Source organism: Psychrobacter okhotskensis, from assembly GCF_965638355.1.
Classification (GTDB): domain Bacteria; phylum Pseudomonadota; class Gammaproteobacteria; order Pseudomonadales; family Moraxellaceae; genus Psychrobacter; species Psychrobacter okhotskensis.
The window spans coordinates 864,727-881,258 of record NZ_OZ281822.1 but is presented as its reverse complement, the minus strand read 5'-3'; the positions used below and the strand labels follow the sequence as shown (position 1 = coordinate 881,258).

Here is a 16,532-nt window from a genome sequence, read left to right as displayed (position 1 = left end):
TATAAACGTGTTTGGCTTTTTTAGTTCGCACTTGTTATTTATGAAGCTTTTTTACGCTTTTTAGGTTTCACAAAGGTTAGGTTCAAAAAGTGCTCTAGGGAATCATCAAGGACATCCAGCCAAGGCTCTGGTAGCTCAGGCGATAACGTACCTGTCAACGTAGAACGATAGGCCTTTTCTCTAAAGGTCATGATATTGTCGGCTTTGTCTTTTTGCCATTCCTTTAAGATTTCGCCCTGCTTCTCTACCGCAAACTCTGGGTAATCGGTCGCATTGGTTAAGTCACGAATATAAGCGGCTTGAAAGTCGATCGAATCACTGACTGTCGCACACTTCGCATAAGTTGCCAACCACTCTTGCTCATCTGCTTCACGAGTCGCCAAATCAGGCAATTCGATATCACCCACCATCACATCGCGGGCATACCACGCTTGCGCATCGAACATATTAAAGGTGAAATACTGATCCTGCATACCCAGATAAATAAGCTTTGGATTGGGCTGCCAAAAGATACCTTTATACAAATTGGCTGGATATAAGCAGTTGTGCGTTTGCAAACGTAACTCATCTGGCATAAAGGGGAAGTGAAACAAATAGCCTGTGCACATAATGATGGCGTCGAATTTTTGACTAGTACCATCAGCAAAGTGTGCCACATCATCTTCAAAATGGGTGACTAAAGGCACTTCTTTAATACCTTCTGGCCAGTCATAGCCGAGTGCTTGCCTGCGATAGCTGATAGTAACTGACTTGGTGCCATACTTATAGCACTGGGTGCCAATGTCTTCAGCAGAATAACTGCTGCCAATCAGTAAGATATCTTCGTCTTTAAACTCTAAGGCATCGCGGAAGTCATGGGCGTGCAAGATACGACCGGGGAACGCTTCTAATCCTTCGAAGTAAGGCATATTCGGCGTTGAGAAGTGACCGGTCGCTACTACGACGTAATCAAACTCTTCAACTTCTTGCTCACCGCTTTTATGATTCATCACCGTCACGGTGAATTTTTGTGTCTCATCATCGAATGATACCCAACGTACTGGGCATTCAAAACGGATGTACTTTTGAATGTCTTGCTTATCGATGCGTCCCATGATGTAGTCTTTTAAAACTTCACGTGGCGGGTATGAGGGGATCGCTTCACCAAAATGCTCATCAAACGAATAATCGGCAAACTCTAAGCATTCTTTTGGCCCATTCGACCATAAGTAGCGGTACATACTGCCGTGAACGGGTTCACCGTTTCTATCTAATCCAGTACGCCAACTGTAATTCCACATGCCACCGATAGCATTTTGCTTTTCATAACAGATGATCTCAGGTAAATCTGTCGCACCAGCTAAACGAGCCGCTTCAAAGGCTCGTAATTGCGCCAAACCACTTGGACCTGCTCCTAAAATAGCAATTCTTTTGTTACTCAAGATTAACTCCCATAAGAATAATGTATATCTATTATAACATATTTTCATTAATGGCGTTTTTGACAGTACTTTTGGTAATTAATAATGATTATTGAAGACACAACTACCATTTATAGTGAGTACAAAGTGATATCGAACCAGCACGTACTACTGATATCTAATTTTGTTGCTTGCTGTGCCTGCGCAGACAAAGACTACAAAAAATTGATATCAGCAATACCATCGCTTTTTTAAGATATTTTGACTATAAAAGATAGACTCCATTCAAAGTTTAGTCTTGTAACATTAAGGTGTTCAGTAAATATCGGTTTATCTGAATTGATACTGTTGGAGGGGTTTGCTAAGCGAAGATAGACTGTATATGTGTTACACAGCCTAGAGCGTGTGCTCAATCTGAACGCAAGAGCCTAAATGGCCTGAGAATGATAGTTGGAATGTTGGAAATGAAATGTCGAAAAAATAAGTAATTAGACTAAATCGGGAAATAAGGTGCGCAGTCCACTGACAATAATTTCGATAGAGACCGCAGCCAGTAGCATCCCCATGATTCGGCTCATAATATTAAGCCCAGTATCACCCAATAGACGGCTGATACGACCTGCTGCCATCAATGCCAAATAACAAAAGAGACTGATTAATAAGCCGGCGATTAATACCGCTGATACCCGCAAAATACCAGAAACTTGTGAAGAATAAATAATAACTGTGGAGATACCACCCGGTCCAATCATCATAGGGATCGCCAATGGCACTACTGCAGCAGCCATCGTCGGTGGCGAGTCTTGTACATGATCGACATCGAAGTTTTCTTGGTCCGGCTTAACGGGATTCCCGTCGCCATTCATCATATTCAAGGCAATCAAAAATACCAATATACCACCCGCCAGCTGGAACGAGCCGATAGAGATACCCAAAGCTTTTAGTAGCGTTTCACCTGCTATCGTAAAAAAGCTGATGGTAATAAAAATAGTCAAGCAAGCAACGCGTGCCACTTTGCGGCGATTATTCATTGAATAACCACGAGTCAAGTCCAAAAATAACGTCAAGGCGCTAAACGGATTGATCAACACCACAAAAGCTAAGATAATTTTGATGATTTCAGTATTCACTGAGCGCTCGCTTGTCTATCGATAAAACTTGGGCAAAAAGATAAGGCCATCGTGCGAGTGCAACGATGACCCAATAGGCGGTTAGCAGTGGCATTGTAGCATAGGCAGATAAGCTAATTAAATCATTAACTTTGCTTACCTTTCTGACACTAGTATATCAGCGAAAATAGTGGCTGACCCCCGATCGCTCAGCAGTCATTTGGTGGGTGGATAATCTGATGAAGACTAATGGTTAAACAAGTCGTGTTAAGACAGGCGTATTGAAAACTACGCGCTAAAATCCAGACCAATATCTAGCGCAGTAGTGCTATGCGTTAAATAGCCCATAGCAATAAAATCAACGCCCGTTTTTGCGGCTGCTTGCACCGTTTCAGGGGTGATGCCGCCAGAGGCTTCTGTTCTGGCACGACCTTTACACATGGCCACCGCCTGCGACAATATCTCAGGGGACATATTGTCTAATAGCACCAAACTCACACCAGCGTCTAGTGCTTGCGCTAATTGCTCTAGCGTATCCACCTCTACTTCAATGGGAATCAAATGGCCAGCGAAATTTTGCGCTTGTTGAATAGCGGTCTTGATATCACCAGCGATAGCAATATGATTGTCTTTAATTAAAATGGCGTCATCTAAGCCCAAGCGATGATTGCGACCACCGCCGCAGCGTACCGCGTACTTTTGGAGGATACGCAGGCCAGGAATGGTCTTGCGCGTACAAGTAATTTGCGCCGGATACTCTGCTACACTGTCAACAATCTGCCGTGTTGCCGTCGCAATGCCACTCAGATGGGTCATAAAGTTCAATGCAGTACGCTCTGCCGTCAATAGATGACGCGCATTACCACGCACGATAGCCAATACCGTATCTGCTTCAACTCTCTCACCATCGGTAACTTGAGCGATGAACGCTATCTGTGCATCAACCAAGGCAAACGATAAACGCGCCAAGTCCATACCACATATCACGCCGGCTTGCCGCGCTTTAATCTGGAGCTGCGCCTGCATATCGGCGGGAATGGTGGCTTGTGATGTGACATCTCCGCGTCGACCCAAGTCTTCGGTTAGGGCAGCCTCAACCAAGGGTTTAAGCAATACTTCATCCAACGCTGGCTCTCGTGCAACTGTCATCTTTAACCCTTATATAAATTTTAATGATTTAAACTCAAAATGAGCATAAATATAGCGCAAAGTGAGCAAGCTCGCAAGCAAAGGTAAGCATTTTATAGCTCTTTGTACCTGTGCTTAAAGTTTATAGAAATAGCATGCGGCAAGAATATCGCAGGAATAAGGTGGCGACTATTTGTTTCGTTTGGGTAATTTACTGTCCATTAACAAGCTTTGTAGCTCGATATCATGACGGAAACGGTAAAGCTTGGCAGGGCGACCGCGCTGAGCGCTACTACTCTGACCGGTTTCCATGACAAGGTTTTGCGCATCGAGCAGACGGCGGAAGTTTTGCTTGTGCAGGCGCACCCCTGATAAGGCTTCAACGCTTTGTTGTAATTGTGACAAGGTAAAAACGTCTGGCATTAAGCCAAAGATAAGCGGTCGGTATTCAATCTTTGCGCGCAATCTAGAGATGGCCGTCGCAATCACGCGGCGATGATCATAATACATGGGCACGCCAATCAGCTGCGACCAATCGGTAGGCAGCTTAGGTTGATGAGAAGTAGATTGATAAGAAGCAAGCTGCTGAGAGGTTTGCTCATTAAGTTGATAATTGAGCTGATAACTGGGTGGATATGTCGGTGCTTCAGGTATCAGTCCTGCTTCGTACAGCATCTCATAGCGTAGCAGTACATGCTCAGCGACCCACTCTCTACTCTCATAAGCCTTGTCATGACTTGCTGCGCTGGCATTCTCAATATCTGTATCGTCAGCGATAGATGCTGCCGTTAAGCCCCAGCATAAGCCAATACGCTGACGGCGACGCTGCTGAATGACCTCATCAGACCCAGCGTTTGCCCAGTCCAATAACGCCGGCACGATGTAATCCAGAATGATGCTAGGCGTCCCATCCAAGTGATTTTCCCATGGAAAATAATCATACCAATCTCGCCATAGCGCCTGACTTTGGCGTGCTTGCATTTGTGTCTCTTGCACCAGACCCAGATAGCTCACATACACCAGTGCATGACCATCAACATTGCGTCTATTGGTATCGACAAAGGTATATAACTGCTCTAGATAACCAAGCGGCTGCTGCGTTTGCTCTTCCACCCATTGCCGTACACCTGCTTGCAAGGAGCGATGCAACGGCATCAAAGGGCCATTGGGCAAGAGTTTGCCTTGATCCACTGTTAAGACCCGGGCGCTGTGGTCGGTAATCGCAACTAACACCGCGACCACCTCAGTGGTACCACTTCCCTGTTGATGTGCATGTGAATAAGACAACGTCATGACTTTAGCAACGATCCTTTGATTATATGAATGGAATGATGAGCTCGTCATATGCAACTCTGACAATAGTGCTCAGTATAACGTGAATCTAAAACTATCATAGCCTGCGGTTGTAATTATAAGGGGTTGAAAGAGTTGGATACCAACAATCATTAGGGCGTGTCCTCAATTCAACCGATAGCAATCTAAATGAGCTAAAAATGGTTAAATCTTGCCAAACATCGTCAAATAGCTAGGTAATATCTCGATATTGTCTGCACTATTTTCCTTGTTTGACTACAATTCACCTCATTTTTATCACCATTTTTAAAATGAGGACACGCCCTAGGAAATTCTGTAAAAATAAATATTATTTTGAAATCAAGTTATAAAAAACACTTGTATTTATGCTCAAAATGAGCATAATTAAAACACTCTATTTTATTCGCTATTTTAATCTGTTTTATTTTTCTTATTTATAACAGTTAGCGGCGAAATTATTATCGTTATCGTATTGAAGGCTAGTATTTATGAAGACTTATCCTTATGACGCGCCCTTATTAAGTACTGATAAAAGCAGTGCTATCAAGCTTAATATCGAATATGCCAAAGCCAAGATGCCAGCTGATTTACCGCGTAGTGAGCGCCTCAAAGTTGAAGAAAATATTAAACAGCTATTAAGACAACATAACGCTGTGCTAGTCGCGCATTATTACGTTGATCCTTTTATCCAAGATTTAGCCTTGGCTACAGGCGGTTGTGTCGGTGATTCGTTAGAGATGGCGCGCTTTGGACAAGCGCATAGTGCGCAAACCCTAGTGGTCGCAGGCGTCCGCTTTATGGGTGAATCAGCCAAAATCTTAAGTATGGAAAAAACCGTATTGATGCCAGATTTAGAAGCAGAATGCTCGCTTGATTTGGGCTGCCCTGCTGATGAGTTTTCTGCCTTTTGTGATGCGCATCCTGAACGTACGGTAGTGGTTTATGCCAATACCAGCGCGGCAGTGAAAGCGCGTGCTGATTGGGTGGTGACCTCATCGGTGGGCATTGATATTATTCGTCATTTGCATGCTAATGGGGAAAAAATCATTTGGGGGCCTGATCGCCATTTGGGTAAATACATTGCTCGTGAAACTGGCGCAGATATGCTGCTTTGGCAAGGCTCATGTATGGTACATAATGAGTTTAAAGCAACTGAGCTTGAGCAATTAAAGGCTGAATATCCCACAGCGAAAGTATTAGTGCATCCTGAATCTCCTGATAGCGTCGTACAATTGGCAGATGTGGTTGGCTCGACCAGTAAGCTGTTGCAATCGACTTATGAGATGGATGCCGATACCTTTATTGTTGCCACCGATTTGGGCATCTTGCACGAGATGCAAAAGCGCTCGCCAAACAAGCGCTTTTTAGCGGCACCGACTGCGGGTGAAAGTGCCAGCTGTAAAAGCTGTGCTTTTTGTCCATGGATGGCGATGAATGGTCTACAAGGCATTGAGCAATGCTTGACCAATAATTCAGGTGAGATATTGATGACGCCTGAGCTAGCGATAGCCGCTAAAAAACCATTACAACGCATGCTTGATTTTGCCGAATCACAAAAACAGCGAGTAGCGGCAAGCGGTGATATCGTTAAAGACCGTGCGTTGTTTGCTAATGTCGGGGCCGCCTAATATGAGCACGATATGGGCGAACGCTAAAGCCAGTTCTAAAGCGGCTAATGACTCTGATAAAATTATACAAACAGATGTGCTTATCATTGGTGCAGGACTTGCAGGATTAAGTACGGCGTTGGCCTTGCCAAGATCGCTAAGCATTACCATTTTAAGTAAAGCAGCACTTGAAACCTGCTCTAGCCATTATGCCCAAGGCGGTATCGCTGCCAGTTTGGATAAAGATGATTCTATTACCGACCATATCGCCGACACTTTGGTCGCTGGGGCAGGATTATGTGCCGCTGACAATACCAGCAGTATTCTAAGCGCTGGGCAACAAGCCGTACAATGGTTATGCGAGCAAGGCGTGCCCTTTACTCGGAATTTACCCCAAGCTGCTAAGCAAAAAATATTAACTGAGTTCAATACTAGCGATTTGCAAACCAGTGACTTACATCTAACCAAAGAAGGGGGACACGGTTGTAGACGAGTCGCTCACGCTGACGATGCTACTGGCCGACATGTGATGGAAGCCATAACTGCGAAAGTGACGGCTGCCGCCAATATTACGGTATTACCGTTTCATGAAGCGCTGAGCCTTTTAAAAAACAATGATAACCAGTGCCAAGGGGCGCTTGCTTTTGATCATAACAACCAACGCCAACTCACTTTTTATAGTCACGCAGTCGTCTTAGCAAGTGGCGGTTTAGGACAACTGTTTCAACGTGCCAGTGCGCCAAATGTCTGCGTTGGTGATGGCGTTATGATGGCATGGCAAGCGGGCTGTCGCTTAGCAAATTTAGAATTTATCCAGTTTCATCCAACTGGTTTAGCATTGGATGACAGTAGCTTTTTGATATCCGAAACCTTGCGCGGTGAAGGTGGCAGACTATATTGCCCAAAAACTGGCACACGCTTTATGCTAGATATTGATGTGCGGGCTGAGCTGGCACCGCGAGATATCGTTGCCCGTGCGATTGCTGAGCAGATTAACAATAACGGTTTAGGCTACGTGCATCTCGATGTCAGTCACTTACCAGCGGCATTTTTACAGCAGCATTTTCCGCAAATTTATCAAACGCTATTAGACCTTGGCATCGATATCACTACCGACCCTATTCCGGTTGCCCCGACCGCGCATTATAGTTGTGGCGGCGTGGTCACTGATGCCAATGGCGTAACCGATGTGGCAGGGCTTTATGCGGCTGGCGAAGTTGCTTACACGGGGTTGCATGGTGCTAATCGGTTAGCGAGTAATTCATTATTAGAATGTGTGGTGGTCGGGCGTAATATTGCCGCCCATTTACCTCGCTATTTAACAGCGATGGAAAAACCAGCGACAACTTCCTATGATGATAATGGACAGCAGCCAGCTATTGATATATGGACACCGCCAATACTAAAAGAAACCCAGCCCGTTATATTATCTACCGCCACTCTGCCTTTATTTTCTACTTATAAGCATAACGAATTAGAGAACGAATTAAAGGATGAGTTAAACACTGATAATGAGCTTCTTGAAATAACCGCCCAGCTCAAAGTGTTAATGACCAATAACATGGGTATCAGCCGCAGTGCTGAGCAGTTAGAGCAAGCACTTAGGCAAATTCAGCAGTGGCAGCAACAGACAGTTAACGCTAAAGCCAATCAGTCCACTATAAGTAGTGCAGATAATTTTACTAACTCGAATCAGCTAATCCGCTTTCAGTTAGCGCGGCAACTACAATTAGCGACTTTAATCGTTCAGTCTGCTTATCAACGTCTTGAGAGTCGCGGTGGTCATTATCGCAGGGATTATCCAAATTTAGCGGTCACACCTAAAACAAGTATTATTGAGCCATTATCAAATGTGCAAGAAGATAGCATTGCTTGGTTGGTTCAGCCTATAATCGAGCACACAGAGGCTAGAGCAGCACCAGCAGTTGCTAATATCTAATAGTGATGTAAGATTATTGTTCTAGCCATTCCAAACGCGGTTCATTACCGTTTCTATCTTTTAAAGTGCTGAATATATGGCCACTGATACGCTATTTGTTATTGATCTTATGATGGTGGTCAGTTTGACGTGGGGCACACTGGCGATACCGCATTTTCGCAAGCGTCTGCCAACCATTTATCTGATTGCGCGCTCTTGGTGGCTGATGTTAGCCGCACTCTGTATTTGTTATATGATTGCTAAAATAACTAATGATGCTCAATACGCTCAACTTCAGCCGCAATCTCAAACCTAAACACTGTCTTATTCTTATCAATAGCTGCTCATCACATTTTTTATACTGATCGATCTGCGCGGCATTTATGAGATCAAACGTTTATGGTATATAGATAGCAAGTCACGGTTTATTCGCAAACTGCAAACGCACGGCTTACAACCAAAAGCGATAGCTGATGAGAAAGTTTACAGTCAATCTATTCTTATGCTCGGCTAAACTTATTAGACCTGCTCTTTAGTTTTATCTTCATTTGTTAATCTAAGATTTAATAACGGCAGTGACCAATTTGATATTAGCGTACTCCATGTTTGGGAGATGGCTGCCTCGAGAGGCAACCGGAAAACAGTGGGATTAGAAGGATTTGGAGGCGGTGACTACGAAGGAGCCGTCGATGTTTAGGCCACCAGCATCTTTCTCGTTTAGGTCAGTGCCGATATAAGCCAACTCAAAGCCGATGTCTTTAACTTCTTTACTAACAGCGACTTTATAATCGATATAAGCATCATCAGTGATAGCTGGATTTCCTAGGAACGCTCCTAGACCTTCACCTGCCGCATTATTGTCATCAAAGAAATAGTTATAGCCAACAGATGCCGATACACCGACGCCTGAAACCTCAGTACCGTATGAGGCAAAAACATAACCAAACTTGCCGGTTTCGGCAAAATAGTCATCGGAATACGCCAAGCCAACTTTCGTGCCGCGAGCAGCTACAGAGCCATAAACTTCATTGTAATCAGGCTCAGCACCACCAGCATTGCCACTATTAGCACCCGGGTAGGCATAACGCATTACACCGACATCGTAAGAAATATCGCCCGATTCGCCAGCATAACCGAGCATAAAGTCCATTTCTGAACCACCGACTAAGCTATCTACGCTTGAGCCCCACACCGTTGCGTAAGCACCGCTATCATGAGATGCAGTCAAGCTGCCTTGTATAGCTGCATTATTAGATGTTTGTGTAATACCGCGGAACTTGTAGTCGCTAGTTAATGCCACCGAACCCGAAGTAGTAATTTCAGCGTGAGCCATTGCGCCGACAGTCATTGAAGAAGCAGCGATAACAGCATGTGATAATTTGGTCAGTTTCATGGTCAAACTCCATTTACTCTATTTAGGATGACTCGCGGTATTGATTCCACGATGTGCACGATAAACATTGCACACGATACACATAGCAGCTGCCGTGCCAACTTCACAAACCACATCTCAACGTGCTTAGTTTACACCGCTGAAGCGGCATAAATACTGAGGTCGTAGCCACTAAGTAGCCATAAATACTTGTCATATCTACCACTTCATGGCTAGCACCAAATTAGTGCGATAATGTGGCTACTCCTATTAGTTGCACCGCTGCGCATCAAAATGATGCACGGCCATACGCTCGTCAGCACACCTAGTTTTAAATGATGCAAAGCTAAAGCCAATCCGATACCGCTAGTACCACCGAAAACTGCCAAGTGAATTTTAGTTAAAGGTTCTAAATCATTTTTATTATTAGTATTTTTGGATGTTGAATTGTTTGGCATAAATAAAAATCTCAATAACTTGCTTAATTAACGTCTACGTCATCAATATAGCAGCTTTAATAGCCAGATTTTAACCTCTGATATGATACAATTGCCCGCTTATAAAAAGGCCATGATTCCACTATTCAAAGTCTCACCTTTCGAGTCCAATATTTCGAGCCTATCACCATGCAAAGCCTAGTTACTCTTGTCTTGGTATTAATGCCAATGTTTATTGGCTTTGCCATTCCATCTAATCCAACCTTGACCAAAATTGCCGATAAAGGCTTGTCTTATTTGGTCTTTATTATTTTAGGCTTGATTGGTATTGAGCTGGCACAAGTTGAAGGGCTAGGCAGTCAAATAGGCGAAATCGCACTTTATGTGACGATACTATCAATACTGACAATTGGGTCGGGCTTGTTTGGGCTTATGCTATTTGACCGTCTGCGCCCATGGCATGCCAAAAAACTCAGCGTAAAATCTAAAGAACATCGCGTTAGTATTCGCGGCAGCCTCGCCCAAGTTATCTGTGTGGTCATTGGGATGGTGATTGGCTATTTTTTACCGGCCGATTATATGCCGCCTGAAAACACCATGACGGTGATGCTAATGATACTAATCTTGCTAGTGGGTATAGGACTTAAAGGCTCAGGTATTACGTTAAAAGAAGTGCTGCTCAATAGACGCGGCGTTGAGATGAGTATTATCTTTACGCTAGCCGTGCTGGTTGGCGGGCTTATTTTTGCGCTAATATTTAGTGATGTCTCTTGGACTAAAGGCTTGGCGCTGGCGTCAGGGTTTGGTTGGTATTCGCTATCAGCGATTGTGATGACCGATGCTTATGGGGCAATTTGGGGCAGTGTGGCGTTATTTAATGACTTGATACGTGAATTCTTTGCGTTGATATTTATTCCCGTCTTTATGCGTAAATATCCGTCGGCAGCGGTTGGATTGGGTGGTGCGACCAGCTTAGACTTTACTTTACCAATCATTCAGCAATCGGGTGGTTTAAAAGTCGTGCCATTGGCGATTAGCTTTGGCTTTATTATCAATATTGTCGCGCCAGTACTGATGGTGGTATTTTCGGCGTTGGGGTGAATAAAAATTTTGATGGCATTTAAACCCTTATTCAAATATTTGGTGTAATGGACAAAATTCATGCTAAAAAGTAGAAGGTAGTCGCTAATGGACATAATTCATGCTATTTGAGAGACTTTGACCCTAAAAAGTCTTTAATAAACCGCAACTTACGCTGCTCATTTAGACCATGATGACTGTGTAATTGTCGCTTGAGCTCGCTGAATAATCCTTCAAGAGAATTGGTGGTATTTGGTATATCTAAATGCTTATATTCTTGATAAATGAATAACCAATCACTATTGGTTCTGAGGCTACGATAAGCACTTCTAAGGCGCTTATGCGTGTACCACGTTCTACTGTTATCGTCATTGGTACTACGTTCATTGAGATAGGCTTCATGAGTCACATACCAGTGATCTAAGCGCTGTATGAACGCCTCTTTATCAAGCAGTTTTATTTCTAAAGTAAGTCGTCTAAGCTCGATACTGGCACTGTTCTTAGGTCGACGAGTGAGGTAGCGGGTCACTATTTGCACCTGATGAAACTGGCACATCTGGCAAGGGGTGCGGGTGAATAACGTACGCAGTCCTCGTCTACCATCACAGGTGATGCTTTGTATATCAACGCCTAACGATGCTAGATGATCAATTCCTTGTTTGTAGGCACTGTTGGTTTCATGACTGACTATCGCGTAGTAAAGAACGGCTTTAGTGGTATTGTCCATAAAAACCATTAAACCGAACTTACGACCGAAGTAAGTGGTGTCCATGATGATGTTAGCAGTATTCGGTCGCTTAACTTGATAGTCAATACTGACTGTGTCTAAGCGTCTTTGAATGGTTTTAAGACTACAGCTATACTTGTCAGCCAGTTGTTTGTAGGTCTGTTTGCCCTGAGTGTATTCCGTCCAAAGGGTTTGGTTATTGAGTCTTTTGCCACCTAAAAACTGCCGTTTGCAAGCTAGACATTGATACTGTTGTTTGCCTAGCTTGCGTCCGTTCTTTTTAGTGTGTTTATCACGACAAAAAGGGCAGTTTTTTGATTCATGGCTTTGATTCCTTGCAAATATAGACAGTATATAGCGTTAGACCCTACGCCAGCATGAATAATGTCCATTACACCAAATATTTCGCAGTGCTTTGAGTATCTTTCGTAATTTTCTCGATCACTTGCGGCTTCCAGATTTGCTAAATCATCTACTTGCGTACTTGCTTTAACAGATACCCTTCTATTTTTAGACTCCATATTTTCAAAATCACTTTTCCTAAAGTCTGTATCTATAAACGGATATCTATCTGAGCAATCGTAAGTAGAGATGCGATCAGAGGCAATGTGATGCCTTTCTACTAACCTATTTTCAACATTAATGGCGCGGTTGCGCGATAAATTATTTTTATTGTGCGTTAACTCAAGCTCATTAGATGCCATATGACCAAAAATAAAAACCTTAGCGTCTGGATGCTCGTTAAGACTTTCTTCAATTATTGCAAATCCTTTATCATATTTGTCAAATAGTTGACTGCTCATCGGTTCAAAAAATCCTCGAAATTCTATTTCTAACGATCCTGTATAAACCACTACTGGACAACCTGCACTATCTACAACGATGTTAGGTGGCGTTTCAGGGCACTCGTCGATAGCATCAAGGACGCCGTCGCCATCTAAATCGCTATCTGCTTGCATCGTTCTGATTTTTTCATACTGAGAGGTATTTTTGGACGGCGTAGTTGTAGTAGTTTGGCAGCCTGCTAGTGTTATAGATGCGGTTAATAATAAAGCGCTGTAGCATTTTAGTTTAATAGTCATAGTGATTTTTCCTTGAAATGGTCAAAAGCTCATTTTTATGTATAAAATAAAATCCGAGTCAAGCCAACGGTAACTCTTTATCTACTTGACAAGCCTTGTCATGCCACTGGATAAACTCATCAATAGTAGCTTGTGCTGTACTGGCGCTTATATTGGCAACCTCTCTACCAGTAATACTCTCGATATAACGGCAAGCTCGATAGCTTTTAGCATACTGATCATAGTCGGTAATCCATTGCTGGCGTGCCGCAAGCGCTTTGTGGTGTTGTGAGTCCGTATCATCAGTATTACTATCATCAGCGAACCAAAAGTTTTTCGCAGGGATATCTTTAGCCAAGTTGTTATCCTCGACCTCATTCATACGCCACGGCTTGGCAGTGAGGCGCGCTCGAAAACATTGCTGCGCTTGACAAAGGCGCACATAGTTGGCATCCGCATGGAAATACTCAAACCATTCTTCGACTAATTTATCACTTGGCGAAATGGTATCGTGTGTGGCGATAATACGAAAACCTGCAGGCGTCTGATATAAACGAAAGGACTCGTTGGGATAATTGGCGACGCGATTTATGATTAAATCTGTCATATAAGGCAGTAACGAGGCGGCGTCATCGGCATATTTTTGCGTGCGGGTCTTGTCTCTGGCACTGGCTTGTTGCCACAAATAAGCAGTCACACCAAACATAACGACTAACAGCCATAACCATGACAATCCTAGCCAAGCGATGACACTGGCGATGAGTATAAAGGCAATAACAAAAAACCAAATTTTAATTTTGCTGGTGGGATTACTTTGATTAACGAGAAAGGCAGGCATAAAGCCATGATGGGTATAATCATCAGGATAGATATGACGCAATAAATCGTCATTATCAACATCAATGATGGCGATGTTATCAACGTTGGCGACTTGTGCACCATAGCTGTTACGCGTAACGATAAGCTGGGTCTCTGCTGCGATATTATTGGATAATTCATTTTCTGGAAAATCATGCCCAGAAATAATCTCTTCACGAATGGGAATACCGTTGCTTGCGTTATATTCTTCCCTGCGCTCACGACGTAAGATATCTTCACCTGCCAGCCAACAGTTATGCGCCTCACTCACGCGAGATTTAGCATGGCTTAGCGCTTCTGCTTGACTGACATCTGACCAACCATAACGTTTAATAGTGGCTTGCTTGGAAGGGTTACTAGACGTTTCTAGCGATTCAAAGCGCTGTTTGTGTTGCGCCCAGTACTTCGGGATGAGCATAGGATTTGCCTTGGTATAGTTGTTTTAAATCAAAATCTGCTGATTGACCATTAAATAATTAATCTTCAGGCTCCATAGTTATACTAGTAACTCGGCGGTGCATAGACATCTCCTCTTCGGTATCGAAATCTGCAGTAGCTACCCCATAAACTCGGCGATTCATAGACTTACCTTCTTCAGTATCAGAGGATGCAATAGGCTGTTCAGCACCAAAACCAAAGGCACTTAAACGATTAGGATCAATTTGATGCTGCATTATCAGATAGTTTTTGACGATAAGCGCCCTATTCCTTGCTAAAGAATTAGGTTGCAGGGCTGTATCAGTAGCGGATATTTCATTTGTGGTGGCATGCCCTTCAATACGCATAGTTGCCGTATAGTACTCTTGCAGCTTTGCTGCTACTTTATCAAGCTCAAGCTGATACTCTGGCGATAGCTCACTGCTACCCTTGGCAAAAAAGGCACGATATTCCATTTTTAGACCTATCCCCATGCCAGTAAAGGGACAACCCCTTTCATCTGTTACTATGTTCATTGGAGTACCTGGGCACATGTCTATATCATCAGAATATCCGTCGCCATCGCTATCTAAAATAGCTTCAACAACTGGTATATCAATAATTTGAGTTGCTTGATTAGACAGATCGGCGGTTTGACAGCCTGTTAATACCAAAGCGCTTACCCAAACTAGAATTGTATTTCTTAATTTAATTTTCATTGTATTTTACCTTTAGAACTCGATACATCTGTTTGAGACTAGGTCATTTTGATAATAATCAGCTTTGTGGTTTTTTGAATCGCTTACTAAGCTATAAACTCTACGATTCATAGATCTGCCCTCCTCGGTATCAGAAGGTGCAATAGGACCTCTAATACCGCAATCGAGAGTAGTCAGACGACTAGACTCAATTTTGTGGTTTAAAATTAGGTAATTTTTAACAACGAGCGCTCTATTCTTAGCCAGTGAGTTTGATTGCAAAGTTGAGGTAGAAGCTTCATTGACCTCGTCCTCTGAGACATGAGCTTCAATTCTTATAGTAGCCGTCTCATAGTTATTCATCTGTGCTGCTACTCTATCAAGCTCATCATGATACGGTGGCAATAGCTCACTGCTATCTTTGGTAAAAAAAGCACGATACTCCATCATTGGAGGCATACCAATAAGACTTATAACCTCAGGACAGCCTCTTTCGTCTATTACCACGTTTTCTGTCGTATTTGGACACTGATCTAGCTCATCAGGAACGCCATCACTGTCACTATCCAAATTAACGACAACCGTTGGCATGTTGATGGTTTGACTTGTTTGCTTAGACAAATCGGCGGTTTGACATGCGGATAGCGTTAAGACGCTGATTAAAACAACAAGCGTACTTCTTAATAGCATGGTTATGTCTTCTACCTTTAAAATTGCTGACAAAATTCTTTATAGTACGTGAGTGAGTGCTCATTACCACTGCCCGTATAAAAATCATCTGCCTTTAACGCTTTGCCATAAATACGCTGGTTCATTGAAGCGCCTTCCTCATTATCGTTAGGTGCAATCGGCATACTATCAGCGCAATCAAACGTATAAATTTTATCAGCAGCTATATTTCTGTTAATCAAAGCAGTTTTTATTACCTGTGCCCGCTCACGTCCTAATGGACGTTTATCAGCTTTTACTTGATTCATTTTTCCGTCTATATCTACTGATTTTTGCGCAGCTTCAGGCTCCGAGATGTGACCAGATAAGACTACCACCAGCTCAGGATCACTATGCATTTTTTCCGTTACTTTTTCTACTTCTGGTAAGTACTTCGTTTGCAACTCATTACTATTTTGCTCAAAGAAAACTCGTAGCTCCATCGTAAGATAATCGATCAAGCTCACCGCTACTGGACAGCCATACTCATCTACCACTACCCCTTTAGGAGTGTTTGGACACTGATCTAGCTCATCGGGCATGCCATCATTGTCTGTATCTGCAAGTGGCTCTATCAGGACTTTAGGTGTGTTGTCTGCCTTTTCATCGATTATGGTTTTTTTGGGTACGGATTGGCAGGAAGTTAAAGTAAAACCAGCTATTACCACGGCTATCGTCATCCATGACTTATTTTTCAT

The 16,532-nt window shown here is 43.2% G+C and carries 15 protein-coding genes; 4 read left to right on the top strand and 11 right to left on the bottom strand.

The annotated features are described in order from the left end of the window. Window positions 1-38: 38 nt before the first annotated feature. The 4 genes from ACSUPM_RS03755 to ACSUPM_RS03740 form a co-directional block, all read right to left on the bottom strand. Window positions 39-1,421, bottom strand: coding sequence for an NAD(P)/FAD-dependent oxidoreductase (locus tag ACSUPM_RS03755; protein WP_352287886.1), 1,383 nt, complete (start codon window positions 1,419-1,421; stop codon window positions 39-41). 467 nt (window positions 1,422-1,888) lie between these two features. Next, on the bottom strand, window positions 1,889-2,530 hold the full coding sequence (locus tag ACSUPM_RS03750) for a MarC family protein (protein ID WP_025653130.1): 642 nt from the start codon (window positions 2,528-2,530) through the stop codon (window positions 1,889-1,891). 267 nt (window positions 2,531-2,797) lie between these two features. Next, window positions 2,798-3,658 (bottom strand): carboxylating nicotinate-nucleotide diphosphorylase, encoded by an 861-nt coding sequence (gene nadC / locus ACSUPM_RS03745; RefSeq protein WP_101211549.1) that lies wholly within the window; start codon window positions 3,656-3,658, stop codon window positions 2,798-2,800. A 168-nt stretch (window positions 3,659-3,826) separates the two neighbouring features. Further along, window positions 3,827-4,930 (bottom strand): NUDIX hydrolase, encoded by a 1,104-nt coding sequence (locus ACSUPM_RS03740; RefSeq protein ID WP_201555375.1) that lies wholly within the window; start codon window positions 4,928-4,930, stop codon window positions 3,827-3,829. A 509-nt stretch (window positions 4,931-5,439) separates the two neighbouring features. On the opposite strand from ACSUPM_RS03740, the gene nadA reads away from it, so the two are divergent. From nadA to ACSUPM_RS03725, 3 genes are all read left to right on the top strand, one after another. Further along, on the top strand, window positions 5,440-6,579 hold the full coding sequence (gene nadA / locus ACSUPM_RS03735) for a quinolinate synthase NadA (RefSeq protein ID WP_436880198.1): 1,140 nt from the start codon (window positions 5,440-5,442) through the stop codon (window positions 6,577-6,579). Window position 6,580: 1 nt separating this feature from the next. Next, window positions 6,581-8,497, top strand: a complete 1,917-nt coding sequence (nadB, locus tag ACSUPM_RS03730; RefSeq protein ID WP_436880197.1) for an L-aspartate oxidase — start codon at window positions 6,581-6,583, stop codon at window positions 8,495-8,497. A 76-nt stretch (window positions 8,498-8,573) separates the two neighbouring features. Beyond that, window positions 8,574-8,792, top strand: coding sequence for a hypothetical protein (locus ACSUPM_RS03725; protein ID WP_436880196.1), 219 nt, complete (start codon window positions 8,574-8,576; stop codon window positions 8,790-8,792). Window positions 8,793-9,125: 333 nt separating this feature from the next. Here ACSUPM_RS03725 and ACSUPM_RS03720 read toward each other — a convergent pair whose 3' ends face one another. Continuing rightward, window positions 9,126-9,869, bottom strand: coding sequence for a TorF family putative porin (locus ACSUPM_RS03720; RefSeq protein ID WP_436880195.1), 744 nt, complete (start codon window positions 9,867-9,869; stop codon window positions 9,126-9,128). Window positions 9,870-10,474: 605 nt separating this feature from the next. Between ACSUPM_RS03720 and ACSUPM_RS03715 the strand changes: the two genes are divergently transcribed. Continuing rightward, window positions 10,475-11,386, top strand: a complete 912-nt coding sequence (locus ACSUPM_RS03715; protein WP_436880194.1) for a lysine exporter LysO family protein — start codon at window positions 10,475-10,477, stop codon at window positions 11,384-11,386. Between the two features lie 103 nt (window positions 11,387-11,489). Here the strand turns inward: ACSUPM_RS03715 and ACSUPM_RS03710 are convergent, their stop codons facing one another. From ACSUPM_RS03710 to ACSUPM_RS03685, 6 genes are read right to left on the bottom strand one after another with little or no spacing between them, the layout of a single operon-like run. Beyond that, window positions 11,490-12,437: an IS256 family transposase, variant Zn-binding type gene (locus tag ACSUPM_RS03710; protein WP_436880307.1), complete on the bottom strand. Its 948-nt coding sequence runs from the start codon at window positions 12,435-12,437 to the stop codon at window positions 11,490-11,492. Next, window positions 12,353-13,174, bottom strand: a complete 822-nt coding sequence (locus ACSUPM_RS03705) for an OmpA family protein (protein ID WP_436880193.1) — start codon at window positions 13,172-13,174, stop codon at window positions 12,353-12,355. Before ACSUPM_RS03705 ends, ACSUPM_RS03710 begins: the two co-directional genes overlap by 85 nt. A 58-nt stretch (window positions 13,175-13,232) precedes the next feature. Further along, window positions 13,233-14,429: a hypothetical protein gene (locus tag ACSUPM_RS03700; protein WP_436880192.1), complete on the bottom strand. Its 1,197-nt coding sequence runs from the start codon at window positions 14,427-14,429 to the stop codon at window positions 13,233-13,235. A gap of 58 nt (window positions 14,430-14,487) precedes the next feature. Beyond that, complete coding sequence (locus ACSUPM_RS03695) at window positions 14,488-15,147, bottom strand: OmpA family protein (RefSeq protein ID WP_201566359.1); 660 nt, start codon at window positions 15,145-15,147, stop codon at window positions 14,488-14,490. A 12-nt stretch (window positions 15,148-15,159) separates the two neighbouring features. Continuing rightward, entirely contained in the window at window positions 15,160-15,816 is a 657-nt protein-coding gene (locus ACSUPM_RS03690) for an OmpA family protein (protein ID WP_227692044.1), read from the bottom strand. A 17-nt stretch (window positions 15,817-15,833) separates the two neighbouring features. Further along, complete coding sequence (locus ACSUPM_RS03685; RefSeq protein ID WP_201616773.1) at window positions 15,834-16,532, bottom strand: OmpA family protein; 699 nt, start codon at window positions 16,530-16,532, stop codon at window positions 15,834-15,836.